Below are 17572 nucleotides of genomic sequence, written 5' to 3' on the forward strand. Positions count from 1 at the left end.
TTTGATCTCCGGAAAGGAACCATGCATTTTTACAGCAGCTTAACCTCCCGGGTAGAGCCCATTTATTTTCCAGCTTTCAATTAAACGTCAGACAAATATGCGGATTCAAAAAAGCCTTGCCCATACTTGCAGAAGAAAACAGAAAAGCTGTAACCTGGCCTTGTGAGAGACTACCTGCTTTTTATCGACACCGAAACCACCGGCATCCCACAAAACTGGGAAGCGCCTTACGAGCATGATGCCGCCTGGCCGCATTCAGTGCAGGTAGCCTGGGCTGTGTATACCCGCGATGGGCAGCAGGTAAAAGCTGCGAACTATTATGTGCGCAACGATGGCTTTGAAATTTCGGATACCGCCCGGATGATCCACGGCATTACGGACGAATTCCTGTTGCAGCATGGCGAAGACCGCAAGGTGGTTTTTGAGCAGTTAGCCGCCGATCTGCAGCAGTATGAGCCCTTGGTGGTGGGGCATTTTATGGAGCTGGACTACCACATGGCGGGCGTGGGTTTTTTTCGCTCCGGCCTCGAAAACCCGCTCCTCCACCTGCCCAGATTCTGCACCATGGATGCCTCGGTCACTTTCCTGCTCTACCATAACCACAAATACCTGCGCCTTGGCGAGCTCTATGAACGGCTGTTCAACAAGCCGATGGGCAGCCAGCACAACGCGCTGGCCGATGCTGAAGCTACCGCCAGCTGCTTTTTTGAACTGGTGCAGCGGGGTGATATTACCGATAAAACCATACTGGCACAGCAATCAAAAAGACAGCGCAAAGTGAGTTCCCGCAACAATGGCTGCGGCCTTCCTGTATTGTTTGTTTCATGTATTCTAATTCTGCTGATTTTCTGGCTATGAAAGACCTGTTACAATTTCTGAAAACGGTAAAGCCTTTTAATATACTACCCGACGATGTGCTTCGGGGCGTGGCTGATCTGCTGGTGGAGGTGCGTTACACCAAAGACACTGCCATCTACCACCAGGAAGTAACCAAGATGAAAGGGGTGGACCTGATTGCCGAAGGCGAGTATGAGACCTTCTTTTATGACAGCGAGCAGAACAAGCGTGTACTGGATTATCATACCCGCGGTTACTGTTATGGTGGCGTATCGGTGTTGTTGAACCGCAAACGCTCCCTGCGCTCCGTGATCGCCAAAAAAGGAACCCTCGTTTATACTTTGCCCCGCCGCGACTTTCGGGCACTTTGCCAGGCGTACGAGGAGTTTTTCCACTTCTTCACAACCGAGTTTGGCAGGCGCATGATGGACGATGAGTATGCTCATTTTGTGAAGCGCCCCACCGCCTTCGAGGAAAACTACATTGCCTCCGACCAGCTATACTCGCGCAAAATGGAGAGCGTGGCGTACCGCGAGCTGGTGACGTGCCCCGCCGATACGCCAGTGTATGAAGTAGCCCGCCTGATGGCCGAACACAGGGTAAGCTGCTCTTTTGTAACCGATGCCGGGCAAAAAGTGTTCGGCTATGTTACGGATATCACCCTGCGCGATAATGTGGTGGCCCGCAAGGCGGATGTGAACGGGCCGGTGAGCGCCATCATGGATAATCCGGTCGTAGCCATAAATACGCAGGCTTTTGTGTATGAGGCCATTCTGCTCATGTTCCATACTAAAACACGCTACCTTTTACTCGAAGAGAATGGGCAGTATATTGGCTTTACGAGCCGTAACAGGCTGCTGAGCGAGCAGGCCCAGTCGCCTTTCATGTTCATCCAGTCGGTAAAGCTGGCGCAATCTGTGGACGAGCTGCGTAGGAAGTGGCAGAAGGTGCCCGAAATCGTGTACCAGTTGCTCCACCGCGGAGTAAAGCCCGAGATCGTGAACCAGGTCATCACCACGGTTTCGGATACCATTGCGCTGAAAGTGATCGAAACAACACTGAACGAGATGGGCACCCCACCGGCAAAATTTGCCTTTATCGTATTAGGCAGTGAGGGCCGCCAGGAGCAGACCCTGAAAACCGACCAGGACAACGCCATTATTTACGAGGACAAAGCAAACGAGCAGCGCGAGTTGGTGCGGGCGTATTTTCTGCGGTTTGCCGAACTGGTTTCCGAGCGGCTCGATACAATTGGTTTCAGCTATTGCACCGGCGGCTACATGGCCAAAAATACCAAATGGACGCATTCGCTCTCGCATTGGAAACGCAACTACCAAAGCTGGATGCAGGAGCCCGAACCGGCAACAGTGATGAAGTTTGCCGCCTTTTTCGATTGCCGCCTGATTTACGGAGAGCCCGTGATCATGGACGAGCTGCGCACCTTCCTGGACGAAGAGCTGCAGAAGCCGTTAGGCCGTTTTCTCTACCACATGGCCAACAACGCGCTGCAGTATGTGCCGCCGCTTACCTATTTTAAAAACATCCGCACCTTTACCAAAGACAAGCGCGATGTGTTCGATATTAAACGCGCCATGACGCCCATTGTGGACCTGGTGCGGGTGCACGCCCTTAAAAGCAGGATATTTAAAACCAACACCGGCGAGCGCCTGGTAGCTTTAAAAGACCTGGGCGTATTCACAGAAGTACAGTACCACGAGCTGATGCAGTCCTATTATTACCTGATGAGCATGCGCCTGAGGAAGCAGGCTACCCAGATTATACACGACAAGGTGGAGCCCGAAAACTACATCGATCTACAAAGTCTGACCAAAATTGAACAGGTAACGCTGAAAGAGATCTTCAAGATCATTGCCGATTTCCAGACCAGCATGAAAGTGAAGTTCACCAACTCGCTCTTTGATTAAGTGCTTTGCCCGAATGCAGCAGAAGAAGAACGATGAGCAATATACTTTATAAAGCGGTAAAACAAACAGCGGCTGTCAAATCTACATGAGCAGCCTGATCCTTTTATTCGGGTGCCTGTTGCTGGGCATTATACTTCGGCGGATACCTGATTTTCCGCGAAACAGCGCGCTGGTGCTCAACCAGTTCATTATCTATGTGTCGATGCCTGCGCTGGCCTTGTACTTCATTCCCGAGATACACCTCAGCACAGAGGTTTTGCTGCCGGTAGCCGTAGCCTGGATTTGCTTTGCAGGGGCAGCGCTGTTGTTCTGGAGCCTGGGCACCCTTTTCGGATGGTCGCGGAAGCTCATCGGCTGCCTTATACTTACAGCGGGGCTGGGCAATACGTCCTTTATTGGATTTCCGGTCATAGAGGCGCTCTACGGCAAAGAAGGCCTACAAACGGCGCTGCTAGTCGATCAGCCCGGCTCGTTTATGGTGCTCTCCACGCTGGGCATCGGGCTGGCGGCCTATTTCTCGAAGGGGCAGACAGGCTCCAAAGAGATCCTGCGTCGCATCATTCGGTTTCCGCCTTTCCTGATGTTTGTGCTGGCCCTAAGTATAAACCTTGCGGGCTGGCATTTTTCGGACGCGATGAAGGATGTTTTTCAGCGACTCGGAAGCACTGTTTCGCCGCTGGCGCTTGTTTCGGTGGGCATGCAACTCACGCTAGAGCGGCGCAGCAAACACTGGGGCTTCCTGGCGCTGGGCCTGACGTACCAGCTTCTGCTTGCCCCGCTGCTGATCTGGTTTTTATATGTAGTGGTGCTGGGGCAGCGGGGGCAGGTGGTGCAGATTTGTGTGGTGGAGGCCGCCATGGCCCCGATGATCACGGGCAGCATTGTGGCGGCTTCGTACAGCCTGAAACCGCGCCTGGCTAACATGATGGTAGGCATCGGCATACCCGTTTCGCTGCTCACGCTGGCCATTTGGTACTGGCTTATAACATAAAGGGGATATCGTTTATCGTTGTTCGTTGCTCGGGAGATGGGGTGTTGAGGAGGGCCATTTGCATGGAACCGGGGTAACTGTTATACTTGAGCTATGCACAGTAATCCTTTGTGTTTGAGACGCAACATCCCTTTTATGTAGTCAATCCGCAGATTTGCGCCAGAAGTATAGCCCAACAGCCACGCTTTCTAAGACCCGGAGCATAGGAACCCAACTAAAAGCTAATTTACTGCTCCTCACACCGAACGAAAAACGCACAACGAAAGCCTACTCCTCGTACACATCGAGCTTTATTTTCTCGATGAGCAGGTAATTTTTGAACTGGTGAATAAGGCGGTCCATTTCTTTTTCCTTAGTTTGCAGGGCTTCCATTTCCTCGTCTGATGTTTGCAGCACCGGGCGTAGGCGGTCCAGGCTGTCATGCAGCTGCCCAATAGCCGCCTCAGTATGGCGGCGGATTTCCTCGTTGGGTTCCTGTTGCACGCCTTGCTCCAGTTCGTGGATATACATCTCCAGGAACGATGTCATATGCCAGGGATTGTTAGGCTTGTTCCAGGTAAAGGTGGTATTGCAGCGGCGGCAACGGTAGGTGTTGCTCTTCCAGCCATGCTCATTTGTGGCCACACCCGTTTTCTTCAGCATATCGGCTTTGCCGCATTTGGGGCACTGCGCATTGTCTTCAATTAATTTCTGTAGCCGCTCGCGCTTATCAAGGATGGCTAAACGGTTTTGCGCGTGGGTATAGAGCTGCGTTTCCAGGTTCTGGCAGGCGTTGGTCAGCTGTTCGTGCTCCTGGCTCAGTGTGCCGGTTTCCATTAGCAGGGCCGCACGCTTGCTAAAAAAGCGGATTAGCTTGATCAGTTCTCTCTCGTTTGCCTTCAGTGCAGCGTCGTTCATGTGGGATTTTTACTTTATACAAAGGAAAAGGAAAAAGTTGGGAAGATAAAGAAGTTGGAAAGTTGAGAAGTTAGAAACTTAGAAAGTTAAAAAATTAGAGAGTTTTCGGGTGCACCTAAAATTAGTTAACTGCGCCTGCTGGTTTGTGAGTCTTGTGTAAGGAAAGTCTTACTAACCTTTTGCGCTCTGTCATACTTTCTCATCCAGTGGTAACTCTTTCCTTTCAACCTTCCTCCATTTTACTTTCTACCTTTTTAACTCTTTAACTTTCTAACTTCTCTCCCTCACCCGCTTGTAGATGCGGATGGCCAGCATTAGGATAGCAGCGAACAGGATGAGCCCCAGAATGCCCCACAGCATACTGAGTGAGCTTTTGAGCACCACCAGGAACACAATGCTGATGAGGAAAAGCGTGGCCACCTCATTCCAGATGCGCAGCTGGTTGGCGCTATACCGCAGGATGCCCAGTTGCTGCTGTTTAAAGATCCGGTGGCAAAGGAAATGGTATACATACAGGCCCGCCACAAAGCAAAGCTTCCAGACGAGCCAGCCGGGCACGGAACCATACAGGTACAGCATTGTGAGCCCGAAAATGAGCGTCAGCAGGGCAGAGGGCCATGTAATGCCGTACCACAGGCGCTTTTGCATCAAGGCCAGCTGCCTTTGCAGGATGCTTCGTTCCGGCTCCGGCTTTTCGGCAGCTTCGGCAAAGTATATAAAAAGGCGCACAATGTAGAAGAGGCCGGCAAACCAGGTCACTACAAAAATAATGTGCAGCGCTTTTACGTAAAAAAAGCTCATATCATACAGGTATGGATCTGCCTGTAAAGGTAGGGCGATTTGAGGAATTGTTGCATCGTAAAAGGGCAGAATATACCGGCAGCCCAAGCCTTTGTACCTGCGTCATCCATTTCCCCTTCAATACACCGGACCTAAGTAGTGCATTTTTTATTGCAGCGGCGCGTTATACCTGGCGTGCAGCTGCAAGCACCGGCCTTGCTTTATACTTCCTTCGAGGAGAGATCATCCGGTCCGCCCGGCTTTTCTTAGCTCTGGCTAAACTGGTGCGGTTTGTTTTCGAAAGATTTGTAACTTCACATAACCGGCTGCTGACAGCGGGTTTAAATTTATGAAGATAACGACGCCTACATTACTTTTAGATAAGGAAAAATGCCTGCGCAACATCCGCAGGATGGTGGAGAAAGCGAGCGAAAATAATGTCCGGCTTAGACCACATTTCAAAACGCATCAGTCGGTGCAGGTGGGCGAGTGGTTCCGCGACATGGGCGTGAAGGCAATTACGGTCTCGTCGGTGCGCATGGCCGCCTACTTTGCCCGCTATGGCTGGAACGACATTCTGGTGGCTTTCCCGGCCAATGTGCTTGAAATTGCCCACATCAATCAACTGGCCTCGCGCATACAGCTGCACCTGTTGGCAGTGAACATCGAAACTGTAGACTTGTTAGCTTCCTTGCTCCAACACCCGGTTAACCTGTGGGTGAAGATCGATGCCGGTTACCGCCGCACGGGCATTCTGCCCAACGACCACACCACGCTCGACAGCATACTGGAGAAAATAAAACAAAGCGACAAGCTGCACTTCCAGGGATTTGTGGTGCACGACGGCCATACCTATAAGCAAACTGATACCGAGGCGATCCGGACCATTCATGCTACCTCCGTTTACCAGCTGCAACTACTTCGCGACAGGTATAAAAGCCAGTTTCCGGGTTTGCAGCTCTCCATCGGCGACACGCCTTCGTGCAGCATTGTCGAAGACCTGGGAGGGGTGAATGAGATCCGGCCAGGGAATTTCGTGTTTTATGACCTTACCCAGCAACGCATCGGCTCCTGCTCTTTCGATGAGATTGCCGTCTGTATGGCCTGCCCGGTTGTAGCCAAACATGCTGATAGAAGTGAGCTTATCCTATACGGCGGCAGTGTGCATTTCTCTAAAGACAGCCTTCCCTCGGAAACCGGCTCCGTGATTTACGGCCGTATGGTGGAGCTGAACGGCAAAGGCTGGACCCAACCGGTAGAAGGACTGGAACTGGTGTCGCTTTCGCAGGAACACAGCATTGTGAAAGCCAGCCCGGAGCAGTTCGCCAAATACAATATCGGTGATCTGATGTTTGTGCTGCCGGTGCATTCCTGCCTCACCGCCGACCTTATGCGGGGCTACCTGACGCTGGAAGGCGAGCGGCTGGAGCATTTATCAGGCGTGGGACAACTGGCTGTGCTTTTATAATGGCGGCACCGAAAAAGCACAAGCTCCATGGTCCTGCCGATGCGGCAGACGATGCCTGGGAAAAGATACAGGCAGCTACGCCTAAGTATAAAACGCCGCAGAGCAAACTCTATAAAGCGCCGCCGGCGAAGCGTATTTCCACGGCCGCGCCCAAACGAAAAAAGAAGAAGCCCAAGGGCGGCTCCCCGCTGTTGTTCCGGGTAGGGGCCGCGGCGCTGGTGCTGCTGGTGTTACTGGTGCTCTACGTAGAGCTTTTTGTAGAAAAGCGCAAAGTAGTATGGCCCGACGGGTACAGCGTGTATGGAGTGGATGTATCCAAATACCAAAAGGATATTGACTGGCAGAAAGTGCGCGCCAACGAAATTTCATTTGCTTTTGTGAAAGCAACGGAAGGCGCCTCGCTGCAGGATAACCTTTTTAAGCAGAACTGGGAAGAAGCGCGGCAGGCAGGCATACTGTGCGGGGCGTACCACTTTTACCGGCCCCACGTGGCTCCGCTGGTGCAGGCCCGCAACTTTATTTCGTTGGTAGAGCTGCAGCCTGGCGATCTGCCGCCGGTGCTGGACATCGAAGTGCGGGGGCGCAAACCAGAAGCGCAGTTCCGCAAAGACCTGCAGGTATGGCTCCGGGAAGTAGAGGAAGCTTACAACACCAAGCCAATCATTTACACCAACTATACTTTCTACAAAGATTACCTGGCCGGCCACTTCGACGATTACCACCTCTGGATAGCCCATTATAAAGTGCCCAAGTTAAGAATTGAGAAGACCTCAGATCTGAAGCTGGCTTTCTGGCAGCACACCGACGGCGGCGCGATAGAGGGTATAGAGGGCGACGTGGATTGCAATGTGTTTTATGGCAGCATGCGCGACCTGAAAAGCGTTTGCGTGCAGTAGTAGCTCAGCCCAGACATAAAAAGAGCGGAACCCTTTGCCGGGTTCCGCTCTTTTTTAAGGGTTTTAAGTATTAACGATAGAAGCGATCAGTGTCCCGATCACTCCGGTCCCGGCGGTCATAGTTTCGGTCGAAAGTGCGCCCCTGGTTGCTGCTCTGGATATAGTCGCTGTCAGAGGAGCCACCCCGTGAAAAGCTGCCTCGGCCCGAAGGGTCGTTATAGCGACTGCCTTCCTGGTATCGTCCGCGGTTATACATGGTGCCCATACCCGAACGGCCCTGTCCCATCATGCCGCGGTTCTCGCCGCCACTGGTTCTGTCGTAGCCACTACCCATGTAGTTGCCCCTGGAGCCGCCGCCAAAGCTGTGAGTATTGTAATCATCATCCCGGTCGGAGGAATAGCGGCCCTGGCTGCTGCCCTGGTAGCCGCGCGACGAGTCGCGGTCATACATATCGCGGTTGCCTTCGTTAGCACGCATGCCCCTGTCATTGCCACGGCCATAGCGGTCGTTGTCGGTATCGTAGCTGCCCCGGCTGCCCATGCCACTGTAGTAGTCATAGCCACTGCTGTCGTTTTGCTGCAGCGGGTGCTGGCCGCCTCTGGAAGTGCCAAAGCCCTGGGCTCCCCCATAGCTTCCCATGTTGCCAAAGTTGCGGGAGGTGCTGTAGGTGTCTTCGTTCATGCTGCGGTTTGCTACATTGCGCGGGCGGTCCATATCATGCTGCCTGTAGGAATCGCCGTAGCGCTCGCTATCATAGCCGCCACGTGACTGGCCGGAACGGTACGAACTGTCCTCCTCGGGATGGCGGTAACGCTCTGAACGATGCGTTTGAAAATTGCCGGAATAGTCGTTGTAATCTGATTGGTTTCTGTCCATAGCTTTCTTAGTAGTTAGAGAGGTTTACAAATATGTTCTATACTATAGTTTAACGAAAGGGAAAAGGAGGGGTTAAGTAAAACCGGATATAACAGCAGGGGAGCCAGGGTTGCCCAACGTAGGTGGCAAACTGCATGCCCCTTTCCGGCAAAGCAGGCAACCTCATCTTTAAAGTATAGCCTGCATAAAAAGACTACAATTTAAAAGGATCATACCTTGCCGGGGCGTGGCTGGCTTGCTATGCAATTAGCGCTGCTACGCTATTTTCAGACAACTTATGGCGCTGTAAACGAGTAAAAGCATCTACTTTGGGAGTGATGGGTGAAGTGCAAATTATACTTCTGGTTTTGCCCGCTAGGCCCGCAGGATGTTTAAAAGGCTATTTGCAACAGGATATATGGCGAAAGAAGAAAAGGTGATAGAGCTAAATAAGAAGGAGAAAGTGGTGGATACGAAAGAGGAAGGCAATAAAAAGGACGATACCCGTAAAAAAGCGGCGGATGAGTTTTATGAAAGTGCGCTCAATCTTCTGGCCCAGTCCAAAACGGATTTCCTGGTAGGTGGCGGTTTTGCCCTGCGCCTGTATACGGGCCTGATGCGCGATACCAAAGACCTGGATGTTTTCTGCAAATCAGGCGATTGCCCCCGCATCATGAAATGGTTTAATGAGCAGGGTTACCAGACAGAAATGACCGACCCGCGCTGGCTTGCCAAAGCCATCATCGGCGACAACTTTGTAGATGTGATCTTCAACAACCCGGGCAACCATTGTGCGGTGAGCGACAGCTGGCTGGAGCGCTCAGTGAAAGGGGAGCTCTTTGGGGTGAAGGTCCGCTACATTCCGGCGGAGGCCCTGATCTGGTCGAAGTTGTATGTGCAGAACCGGGAGCGCTACGATGGCGGCGATATCAACCACATTATACTGCGCTGGGGCGATAAACTGGATTGGAAATGGCTCTGGCGGCACATGGAGCAGCACTGGCAGCTTTTGTTAGCCCAGCTGCTGTCGTTCCAGTTCGTTTACCCATCCGACCGCGATCTGATTCCCCGCTGGCTTTTTGACGAGCTGCTCAAGCGGGCGCACGAGCAGTTTGACCTGCCCACCCCAACGGACAAGATCTGCCTGGGCCCCCTGATCGATCAGACCCAATATGCAACCGATATCACAGAATGGAATTATAAGGTCGTGACCATGCGATCCGTTTAACTATGACTGAGCTAACGAGCAATACCCCCAGAACCAGAATCGCCGCCGTAGGCGATATACATGTACGCGAAACAGACGAAGGCAAGTGGGAGCAATATTTCAAGGCTGTTTCGGAGAAGGCCGATGTGCTGCTGCTGTGCGGCGACCTGACCGACACCGGCCGGGTGGCCGAGGCCGAGGTGCTGGCCAAAGAACTCAGGGCATGTACCATACCTGTGGTGGCTGTGCTGGGCAACCACGATTACGAGCGCGACAACGGCAAAGCAATACGTAAACTGCTGGTAAAGGAAAATGTGTACCTGCTGGACGGCGACAGCGTGGTAATCGGCAATGTGGGTTTTGCTGGCGTAAAAGGATTCGGCGGTGGCTTCGACAAGGCGATGCTGGGCATGTTTGGCGAGCAGATGATCAAGGATTTTGTGCAGGAGGCCGTGGACGAATCGCTGAAGCTGGATGGTGCCCTGGCTCGCCTCGATAGCGAACATGTAGACCTGAAAAAGATAGCCGTGCTGCATTATGCCCCCATTCAGGCAACCGTAATAGGGGAGCCCGAGCAGATTTTTCCCTTCCTGGGTTCCTCCCGTCTGGCAGAGCCGTTGAACCGGCGCCAGGTATTTGCGGCTTTTCATGGCCATGCCCACATTGGCCAGCTGGCCGGCGAAACGTCCAAAGGCGTGAAAGTGTTCAACGTATCGCTGCCCATCCTTGTAAAAGAAGGCTTTGACCCGGCCTTTTACGTACTGGAAGTATAAGCGCGCATTCTGATTCGGGAGGAAGCCCTAGCGCATAGTAGGGCGTGATGCTTCCGAAATGGAGCTTCATCGGCAGCTGCCAGGTGCAGCTATTCGCACCGGGAAACTGGAAAGTATCCGGCAGATTGGTACTTTTAAGCACAACTTACTTAAGCCATGATACAGGTATACCACAACAACCGCTGCAGCAAAAGCCGTGAGGCCCTGCAACTGCTCGAGGAAAAAGGCCAACAACTGCAGGTGATCGATTACCTGAAAAATGCCCCGACGGCCGACGAGCTGCGAAGCCTGGTGCAGAAACTGGGCATAAAGCCCGAGCAGCTGCTGCGCAAAAACGAGACAATCTTTAAAGCACAGTTTGCCGGCGAAACCTATACCGATGATGAGTGGCTTCAGATCATGGCAGAAAACCCGATCCTAATTGAGCGACCCATTGTAGTGAACGGCGACAAAGCGGTAATTGGCCGTCCTCCTGAAAATGTGCTGGCTATACTATAGGTGCTGCTCCCGAGCCTCCCTCATTTTGCAAATCAATCCTTTAACCAACGCTAAAAATTTAAACAGCCTTTTAACGCGTAAGTAGGGTATAAAGAGGCAGGGCTCCTTTGCCGTATACCTAAAAAGCAACTGATTTATAGCAAAATGTAGCTTTAACCGGCACGCTTGTAAAACAATCCTTGCGCGCAGCAGTAAATGTAGCCTTGAACCGGGCATAACCGGGATGTTATACTTACGTTTTACTTTATGCGATTTTATCTGCTGCTGTGTATGTATGCGGCTTTGCTGCTGGCCGGGCCCAAGGCACTGGCGCAACAGGATACCACCAAGACCGATGACGGCCTGAAGATACTGGGCATTAACCTGGATACCCTCCTCACGCCCAAGCTCCCCAAAGTGGATACCTCCTATATTACCAGTTATAAAAATAAGCTGCACGTGCACCTGCTCCTGGAAGATACGGATTATGCGCTACGCCTGATCAACGACGATCACCGCCTGATCTATAAACCAAACATTTCTTCTTCGGCCGGCATCGGCCTTAGTTATAGCTGGCTCAGTTTTGATGTGACCTTGCGCACAAGAGCCCGAAGCAAGAACGACATGCGCGGCAACACCGACCAGGTCCGGTTCGGCCTGAGCGTAAACGGCCGCAAGGTGCAGTTCAGCACCAATTACCAGAAGTATGCCGGGCTTTATCTGAGCAATACGGATGTGCTTGCCGCCGACTGGTTCCAGGAAAGCGATACTTACCCGCTGAGGCCCGATATTACATCCAAAACTTTTTATAGTCGCTTATACTATACCTTTAACAATGAGGAGTTCTCTCATCCGGCCACTACCTTTCAGCGGGAACGCCAGAAGAAAAGCGCCGGCTCCTTTTTAGTGGGCGCTACCTTTGTGAGCTCGCAGGTAGAAGGCGATTCGTCGTTGATTCCGCTTAAAGTGCAACCCTACTTCCCTGAAGAGGCCAACCTGCAACGCTACCGCACCACCACCTATACTGTTAATGCCGGCTATGCCTATACCTGGGTTTTTAAAAAATACCTGTTTGTTTCCGCCTCCTTCCGCCCCGGTTTAGGCCTGCGCCACCAGACGGGTACCTTGTCCAATAACGAAGAAACAAGTATACCTGTAAAGCTGGGGCTACAGGGCGATGGCCGCGGCACCATTGGCTTTAACAGCGATAAATATTATGGCGGCCTCACGGGCACCTTGCTCTTTTCCTCCAGCAGCCTGGAGAGCAACAACCGCCAACGCAGCTATTACTCGGAAGTGCGGGTTTTAGTCGGCCGCCGGTTCGGCTACAAAGCAAAGGGCATCTTTAGTAAGATACCTGGGTTTTAAGAGCTGTGTGGGTTTCACGTAGATAGTTATCACTGCCCCTTTGCAGATAAGGTTGCAGATAGGGTTGTATAGAGATTGTTTTGCATGTCAACGTTCATAGCCGGCTATACTTTTGGCTACTAGCTTAGTCTGATTACAAAACCGACAATATATGGAAGACACGGGTTACAAACCCGTGCTATCAAATGAAGTATAAAACAGCCCTGCCTTCTAAGGGTGATTGTGGACTGAAGGAAGAGCAAAAGAAGGCTTGCGTAGTAACGGCTTAACCTCTCTTTCCCCAAGATCACCCGCAACAAGTGCGTGATCTGCGACTTTCAGGATGAAATAAGGATATAGGCGAGGGGGGAAGGTTCATACTTATACTTAGGCTCTGCTTACCTAGCAGCTACCTTAGAGCGGACATGTCGCGACCTGTCCCTACATAAATACAATGCTGATAAAGTTTATACTTATACTTAAGCTGAAGTATAAACAGCCGCTATCGAAAGCTTCCCAGTCCTTGGGTTGAGCGCCTTGGTGTGTTGCGGTGCCTGCAAGGCAGCCCGCTAGGGCAGCTTCACGCCACAGCGCGAATCGCAAGGATGAGCCCCGCGGGCTTGGAGCGCACCAAAGCGAGAAATGAAACAGGACAAGTATAAGGCTGCGGAAGAAAAGCAGCTAACAAGTATAGCCGGATTATTATACTTGGTGTTCAGCCGCTACTTAGTGCGGATAAGGATAAATTGGAGCTTCAAACTAAAATTACCAAGTATAGCTTAAAGTAATAAATGTGAGGGAGAACGATAGCTAATGCGTATCCTAATCAAATAACCTGTTAAGAAGTATAGATCACGACCAGCTTCTAGCCAAAAATAAACCCGGAAGTGCCAACCGCATTCAGACACTCGCAGGAGCTGCGCACGCTGCGAGGTCATAAAAGAAAAGGGCTAAAGTAGAATACTTCAGCCTTTTGTCACTAAATTTTATACAGTATACTTACCAGATCTTCACACGGGCGCTGTCGGGCAGGTACATTTTCTGGCCGGGTTTTACATTGAAGGCTTCATAAAAAGCAGGCACATCGGCAAACGGGCCGTTTACACGCAGGTTAGCCGGAGCGTGCACGTCTGTCAGGATCTGCTGGGCCAGTTTCTCGTCGCGCTGGTGGCTTTGCCAGCCCAGGGCATAGCCCAGGAAATAGCGCTGCACAGGCGTCAGCCCCCCGATCTTTTCACCTTTTTTATACTGCTCCGTTTTCTTAAAAGCATCCAGGCCGATCACGATGCCACCCAGGTCGGCAATGTTTTCGCCGGCGGTAGCGCGGCCGTTCACATGCATGCTGTCCAGCACGGTGTAGTTGTTGAACTGATTTACGATCTGATCGACTTTCTTCTTGAAAAGCTCCTGGTCTTTGGCCGTCCACCAGTTGCGCAGGTTGCCCTCGGCATCGTACTGGCTGCCCTGGTCGTCGAAGCCGTGCGTTAACTCGTGGCCGATGGTAGAGGCACCCACATAGCCGTAGATAATGGCATCATCGGCATCTTCGTCTTTCAGGCCGGGCACTGCAAAAATAGCAGCCGGCAACACGATTTCGTTGTTGCTGGGGTTGTAATAAGCGTTGTAGGTCTGCGGCGTCATGCTCCACTCGGTGCGGTCTACCGGCTTACCCAGTTTGTTGAGGTTATAGTTATACCACCACTCGTTGGCATGCATCACGTTGCGGGCATACGAGCTCCGGTCCACCTTCAGGGCCGAAAAATCTTTCCACTGGTCCGGGTAGCCTACTTTTTTGTTGATCTTGTTGAGCTTGGCCAGCGCTTTCTGCTTCGTAGAGTCACTCATCCAGTCCAGGTTCTTAATATGCTCCCGGAACGATGCCACCACATTGTCGGCCAGTTTCTCGTAACGCTGCTTGGTTCCGGGCGAGAAGTAATCTTTCACGAACAGCTGTCCCAGCATTTCGCCCATGGCATCTTCTTCGGTGTCGAGCACGCGTTTCCAGCGGGGGCGCTGCTCGGTCTGGCCCTGCATGACGGTGCCGTAAAAACGGAAATTTTCCTGGTCAAAGGGTTTGCTCAGGTTGTCGGCATAGGCATGCACCAAGTGCCATTTCAGGTAGGCTTTCCACTCGTCCAGCGATGCGTTGCTGATGAGCTTGCCGGCTTCTTTATAAAACTCGGGCTGGCCCACGATCACGCTGTCCACCTGGTTGATGTGCATCTGTGCCAACCAGTTTTTCCAGTCGATGCCCGGCGTGAGCTTGTTCAGCTCCGCTACCGACATCTTGTTATAGTTGGCGTAAGGGTCGCGCAGGTCGGCCAGTTTGCGGGAGGCTTTGGCCATGGCGGTTTCCAGCTTCATTACGCGGGCGCTGTTCTGTTTGGCCGTCGCAGCGTCCTGGCCCATCAGCTCAAACATTTTGGCTACGTGCTGCACATACTCCTTGCGGATGTTGGCCGTGCGGCTGTCGGTGTTAAAGTAATAATCGCGGTTAGGCAAGCCCAGGCCCGACTGCCACAGGTATAGCGCCATTTTCTCGCTGTTCTTGGCATCCTGCTCCACAAAGGCGCCCGCCGGTGTGGTTACGCCATAGGGTTTTAACTGGGCAATTACGGCCTGCACGTCGGCGGGTGTTTTCATCGCATCGATGCGGTCGAGCTCCGGTTTCAGCGGCTGCAGGCCCTGCTTTTCTATGGCGACAGTGTCCATACCGGTGTGGTAAAAATCACCGATCTTCTGCTCGTTGGTGCCGGCGGCTGCTTTGCCTTTGGCCGCGTTCTCGCTGATGGTTCGCAGGCGGCCATACATCTCTTCCTGCACGCCTTTACCAATGCTCCAGCTGCTCTCCGAAGCGGGAATAGGGTGATTCTTGATCCAGGTGCCGTTGGCATAGGTAAAGAAGTCGTCGCCGGGGGCTATGGTGGTGTCGCGGTTGCTGCTGATCAGGTCCGGTTTGTAAGCAGCGGTTTTATCATTTGTCCCGCAGCCGGCCAGGGTAAGGGCCAGCAAAGGCGAAACAACTAAAAGTCGTTTCAGAAAAGTATGCTCTATCATCCGAGTCGTTTTTTATCTATAAACTTACAAAATATTCTGATAAAATGCACTAAGCCGGCAGGTAAGCTGCATACGGGAGGCGGGCAGGTATAACATATTAAATCCGCTGCTACAGATGGTAACAGCGGATTTTAACCCGGAACAGGGATTATACTTATACCTTGAATTTGGTGAGAGCCACCCCGCCAGCCAGCGTGAGCATATCTTCCAGGGCGCCGCTAAACGCGTTGGGCGCATACCGGTTCATGAGTTTGCGCAGGTAATAGCTGCCGAAGGTGGCGGCTACCGCCGCTGCAGCACCATAGGCGGCTCCCTGCAGCCAGTTGTCGTGGTTCAGGGTAAAGATGGCAGCTCCTACCAGCGCCCCGGAAGCTGCACGAGGTAATAAGACAGGCGCTGCGATACGGTCGGGAGCACCGGGCAGTTTATCGCCTACCAGCTCGGTAGCCGCCATCACCTTTAACCCGGTAGCCACCGGCCCGTACTGCAGGTAGCGCAGCGGGCTGCGGGTCAGGGCTTCTTTGGGCGCATGGGTCAGGGCCGTGCTCAGAAGGGCAGGGGCCGTCATAGAGCGCATGCCCGCAATAGCGCCCATGCCCAGTGTTTTGAAGATCAGGTTGTTTTTGTTTTGTTTCATAGCCGTTATCGTTGTTTTTAGGGTATACGGGAATAACACTAAACCTTTGTAGGATAAAACACGCAGGTGGGAATTAATGTAGGGTGAGCCATACGGGAGAGCGGAAGCATCAGCAAAGCAGCATCAACTTATTAAAACCAAGTATGATTATGTCGGTTTACGAACAACAGGTACTGCAGGAACTACACGCCTGGCAGCAGCAGATGCTGCGCCCACCTTCGCTGATGAACCGGCTCGCCCGGAAAATGCAGCAGAAGATGAACAGCTATATTCCGGAAAAGGTACACCGTGCCATCACTAGCGCGATCAAGCAAATGATCCGGGCGGTAATATTTGGCGCCGAACGCACCACGGGCAGGGTGGAGGAGGGGGCTTTGCTTTTGCAGCAGAAAGAAATTCGGGTGCGGCAGCGGATCAGCTTTTACAAAAGTACCGCTGCGGCCGAAGGTGGCCTGACAGGTGCCGGCGGCATTCTGCTGGGCTTTGCCGACTTTCCGTTGCTGCTGGGTATCAAGCTCAAGCTGCTGTATGATATTGCGGCCCTGTATGGCTACTCGGTGGCCGATTACCGCGAGCGGATCTACCTGCTGTATATCTTTCAGCTGGCGTTCAGCAGCCACGAGCAGCGCCGGCAAGTATACCTGCAAATGGTAAACTGGGAGCAGCAGAAAGAGTACTTGCCCGACGATATCCACCAGTTTGACTGGCGCACCTTTCAGCAGGAGTATCGCGATTACATCGACCTGGCCAAAATGGCCCAGCTTATACCTGTTATCGGGGCGCCCGTTGGAGCTTACGTCAATTACCGGCTGCTCGATAAGCTGGGCGCTACCGCCATGAACGCCTACCGCCTGCGCTGGCAAGAGAGTCTGCAGGTGCCAGGCAACAGTTAATTCTGCCTAATGGTAATTTTCTTTTATACTTATTGATCTAGGATAACTGCACTTATTCAAAGCAGCTATAGTTTGCCACCAGGATCCTTCCAGGATGACAAAATGAAGATAGCAGGAAGCTATACTTCAGCCTAGGGATGGCAGGCACAAAAAAGAGGGGCAGCAATACTTTAGCTGCCCCTCTTTTATCATTTCCGGTGTTTCTTTACCGTTTGGTACTATGGCTGTAGATGTAGTTTACAAAATCATCCACCTTATACACCGGAACCTCGTCCGGAATGGTGAGCTGGTAGGTTTTCTCCAGCGCCAGGATGATGTCTACCACATCCAGGTTGTCAAAGCCCAGCTCGTCGAGATCTTTGGCTTTTTTAAGGCGGTTGGGATGTACTTTTTTGAGCGAAGTGATAATATGCAGCACTTCATTTTTAATAGCTAATGGGTTCATACGAAGGGTGCCCATGGCATAAAGTTTTGAAAGTATTCTTCTTCAGTAAGCGAATGGAAAACGTGAGCAGGGGCAAAACCTTGCAC

At 52.2% G+C, this 17572-nt stretch carries 17 protein-coding genes; 11 read left to right on the plus strand and 6 right to left on the minus strand.

The features are described 5' to 3' along the window. The first annotated feature begins 162 nt into the window (after positions 1–162). The 3 genes from LWL52_RS05305 (at position 163) to LWL52_RS05315 (ending at position 3753) form a co-directional block, all read left to right on the plus strand. The gene (locus tag LWL52_RS05305) at positions 163–858 is read left to right on the plus strand and encodes a 3'-5' exonuclease (RefSeq protein ID WP_242917622.1); all 696 of its coding nucleotides are present in this window, start codon (positions 163–165) and stop codon (positions 856–858) included. Continuing rightward, the gene (locus tag LWL52_RS05310; protein WP_242917624.1) at positions 855–2762 is read left to right on the plus strand and encodes a DUF294 nucleotidyltransferase-like domain-containing protein; all 1908 of its coding nucleotides are present in this window, start codon (positions 855–857) and stop codon (positions 2760–2762) included. The genes LWL52_RS05305 and LWL52_RS05310 overlap by 4 nt, the downstream gene beginning before the upstream one ends. 85 nt (positions 2763–2847) lie before the next feature. After that, complete coding sequence (locus tag LWL52_RS05315; protein WP_242917626.1) at positions 2848–3753, plus strand: AEC family transporter; 906 nt, start codon at positions 2848–2850, stop codon at positions 3751–3753. Between the two features lie 267 nt (positions 3754–4020). Here LWL52_RS05315 and LWL52_RS05320 read toward each other — a convergent pair whose 3' ends face one another. Together LWL52_RS05320 and LWL52_RS05325 are read right to left on the minus strand one after the other, a co-directional pair. Further along, positions 4021–4650, minus strand: a complete 630-nt coding sequence (locus tag LWL52_RS05320; protein ID WP_242917628.1) for a hypothetical protein — start codon at positions 4648–4650, stop codon at positions 4021–4023. A gap of 270 nt (positions 4651–4920) precedes the next feature. Continuing rightward, a complete protein-coding gene (locus LWL52_RS05325) occupies positions 4921–5451 on the minus strand; it encodes a CopD family protein (protein ID WP_242917630.1) in 531 nt (176 codons plus the stop codon). An 11-nt stretch (positions 5452–5462) separates the two neighbouring features. Between LWL52_RS05325 and LWL52_RS05330 the strand changes: the two genes are divergently transcribed. The 3 genes from LWL52_RS05330 to LWL52_RS05340 are packed head-to-tail and all read left to right on the plus strand — an operon-like array spanning position 5463 to position 7794. Further along, positions 5463–5783 (plus strand): hypothetical protein, encoded by a 321-nt coding sequence (locus LWL52_RS05330; protein ID WP_242917632.1) that lies wholly within the window; start codon positions 5463–5465, stop codon positions 5781–5783. Next, positions 5780–6898 (plus strand): alanine racemase, encoded by a 1119-nt coding sequence (locus LWL52_RS05335; RefSeq protein ID WP_242917634.1) that lies wholly within the window; start codon positions 5780–5782, stop codon positions 6896–6898. Before LWL52_RS05330 ends, LWL52_RS05335 begins: the two co-directional genes overlap by 4 nt. Further along, the gene (locus LWL52_RS05340; RefSeq protein WP_242917636.1) at positions 6898–7794 is read left to right on the plus strand and encodes a glycoside hydrolase family 25 protein; all 897 of its coding nucleotides are present in this window, start codon (positions 6898–6900) and stop codon (positions 7792–7794) included. Before LWL52_RS05335 ends, LWL52_RS05340 begins: the two co-directional genes overlap by 1 nt. Positions 7795–7864: 70 nt before the next feature. On the opposite strand, the gene LWL52_RS05345 is transcribed toward LWL52_RS05340, so the two are convergent. Next, positions 7865–8671: a hypothetical protein gene (locus LWL52_RS05345; protein WP_242917638.1), complete on the minus strand. Its 807-nt coding sequence runs from the start codon at positions 8669–8671 to the stop codon at positions 7865–7867. A 397-nt stretch (positions 8672–9068) separates the two neighbouring features. Here LWL52_RS05345 and LWL52_RS05350 point away from each other — a divergent pair, with 397 nt between their 5' ends. The 4 genes from LWL52_RS05350 (at position 9069) to LWL52_RS05365 (ending at position 12475) form a co-directional block, all read left to right on the plus strand. Then, a complete protein-coding gene (locus LWL52_RS05350; protein ID WP_242917640.1) occupies positions 9069–9878 on the plus strand; it encodes a nucleotidyltransferase in 810 nt (269 codons plus the stop codon). A 2-nt stretch (positions 9879–9880) separates the two neighbouring features. Next, positions 9881–10630 carry a metallophosphoesterase family protein gene (locus tag LWL52_RS05355; protein ID WP_242917642.1) on the plus strand — a complete coding sequence of 250 codons (750 nt, stop codon included), beginning with the start codon at positions 9881–9883 and terminating at the stop codon, positions 10628–10630. A gap of 156 nt (positions 10631–10786) precedes the next feature. Continuing rightward, complete coding sequence (arsC, locus tag LWL52_RS05360) at positions 10787–11128, plus strand: arsenate reductase (glutaredoxin) (RefSeq protein WP_242917644.1); 342 nt, start codon at positions 10787–10789, stop codon at positions 11126–11128. 246 nt (positions 11129–11374) lie between these two features. Then, positions 11375–12475: a DUF4421 family protein gene (locus LWL52_RS05365; protein WP_242917646.1), complete on the plus strand. Its 1101-nt coding sequence runs from the start codon at positions 11375–11377 to the stop codon at positions 12473–12475. A 978-nt stretch (positions 12476–13453) separates the two neighbouring features. Here LWL52_RS05365 and LWL52_RS05370 read toward each other — a convergent pair. Both LWL52_RS05370 and LWL52_RS05375 read right to left on the minus strand, forming a co-directional pair. After that, positions 13454–15511, minus strand: a complete 2058-nt coding sequence (locus LWL52_RS05370) for a M13 family metallopeptidase (RefSeq protein ID WP_242917648.1) — start codon at positions 15509–15511, stop codon at positions 13454–13456. A gap of 154 nt (positions 15512–15665) precedes the next feature. Further along, positions 15666–16148 (minus strand): DUF4126 family protein, encoded by a 483-nt coding sequence (locus LWL52_RS05375; RefSeq protein WP_242917650.1) that lies wholly within the window; start codon positions 16146–16148, stop codon positions 15666–15668. A 149-nt stretch (positions 16149–16297) separates the two neighbouring features. Here LWL52_RS05375 and LWL52_RS05380 point away from each other — a divergent pair, with 149 nt between their 5' ends. After that, on the plus strand, positions 16298–17041 hold the full coding sequence (locus LWL52_RS05380) for an EcsC family protein (protein WP_242920651.1): 744 nt from the start codon (positions 16298–16300) through the stop codon (positions 17039–17041). Between the two features lie 205 nt (positions 17042–17246). Here LWL52_RS05380 and LWL52_RS05385 read toward each other — a convergent pair whose 3' ends face one another. Then, a complete protein-coding gene (locus tag LWL52_RS05385) occupies positions 17247–17501 on the minus strand; it encodes an acyl carrier protein (protein WP_242917652.1) in 255 nt (84 codons plus the stop codon). Positions 17502–17572: the final 71 nt, after the last annotated feature.

This window comes from Pontibacter liquoris, from assembly GCF_022758235.1.
Classification (GTDB): Bacteria; Bacteroidota; Bacteroidia; order Cytophagales; family Hymenobacteraceae; genus Pontibacter; species Pontibacter liquoris.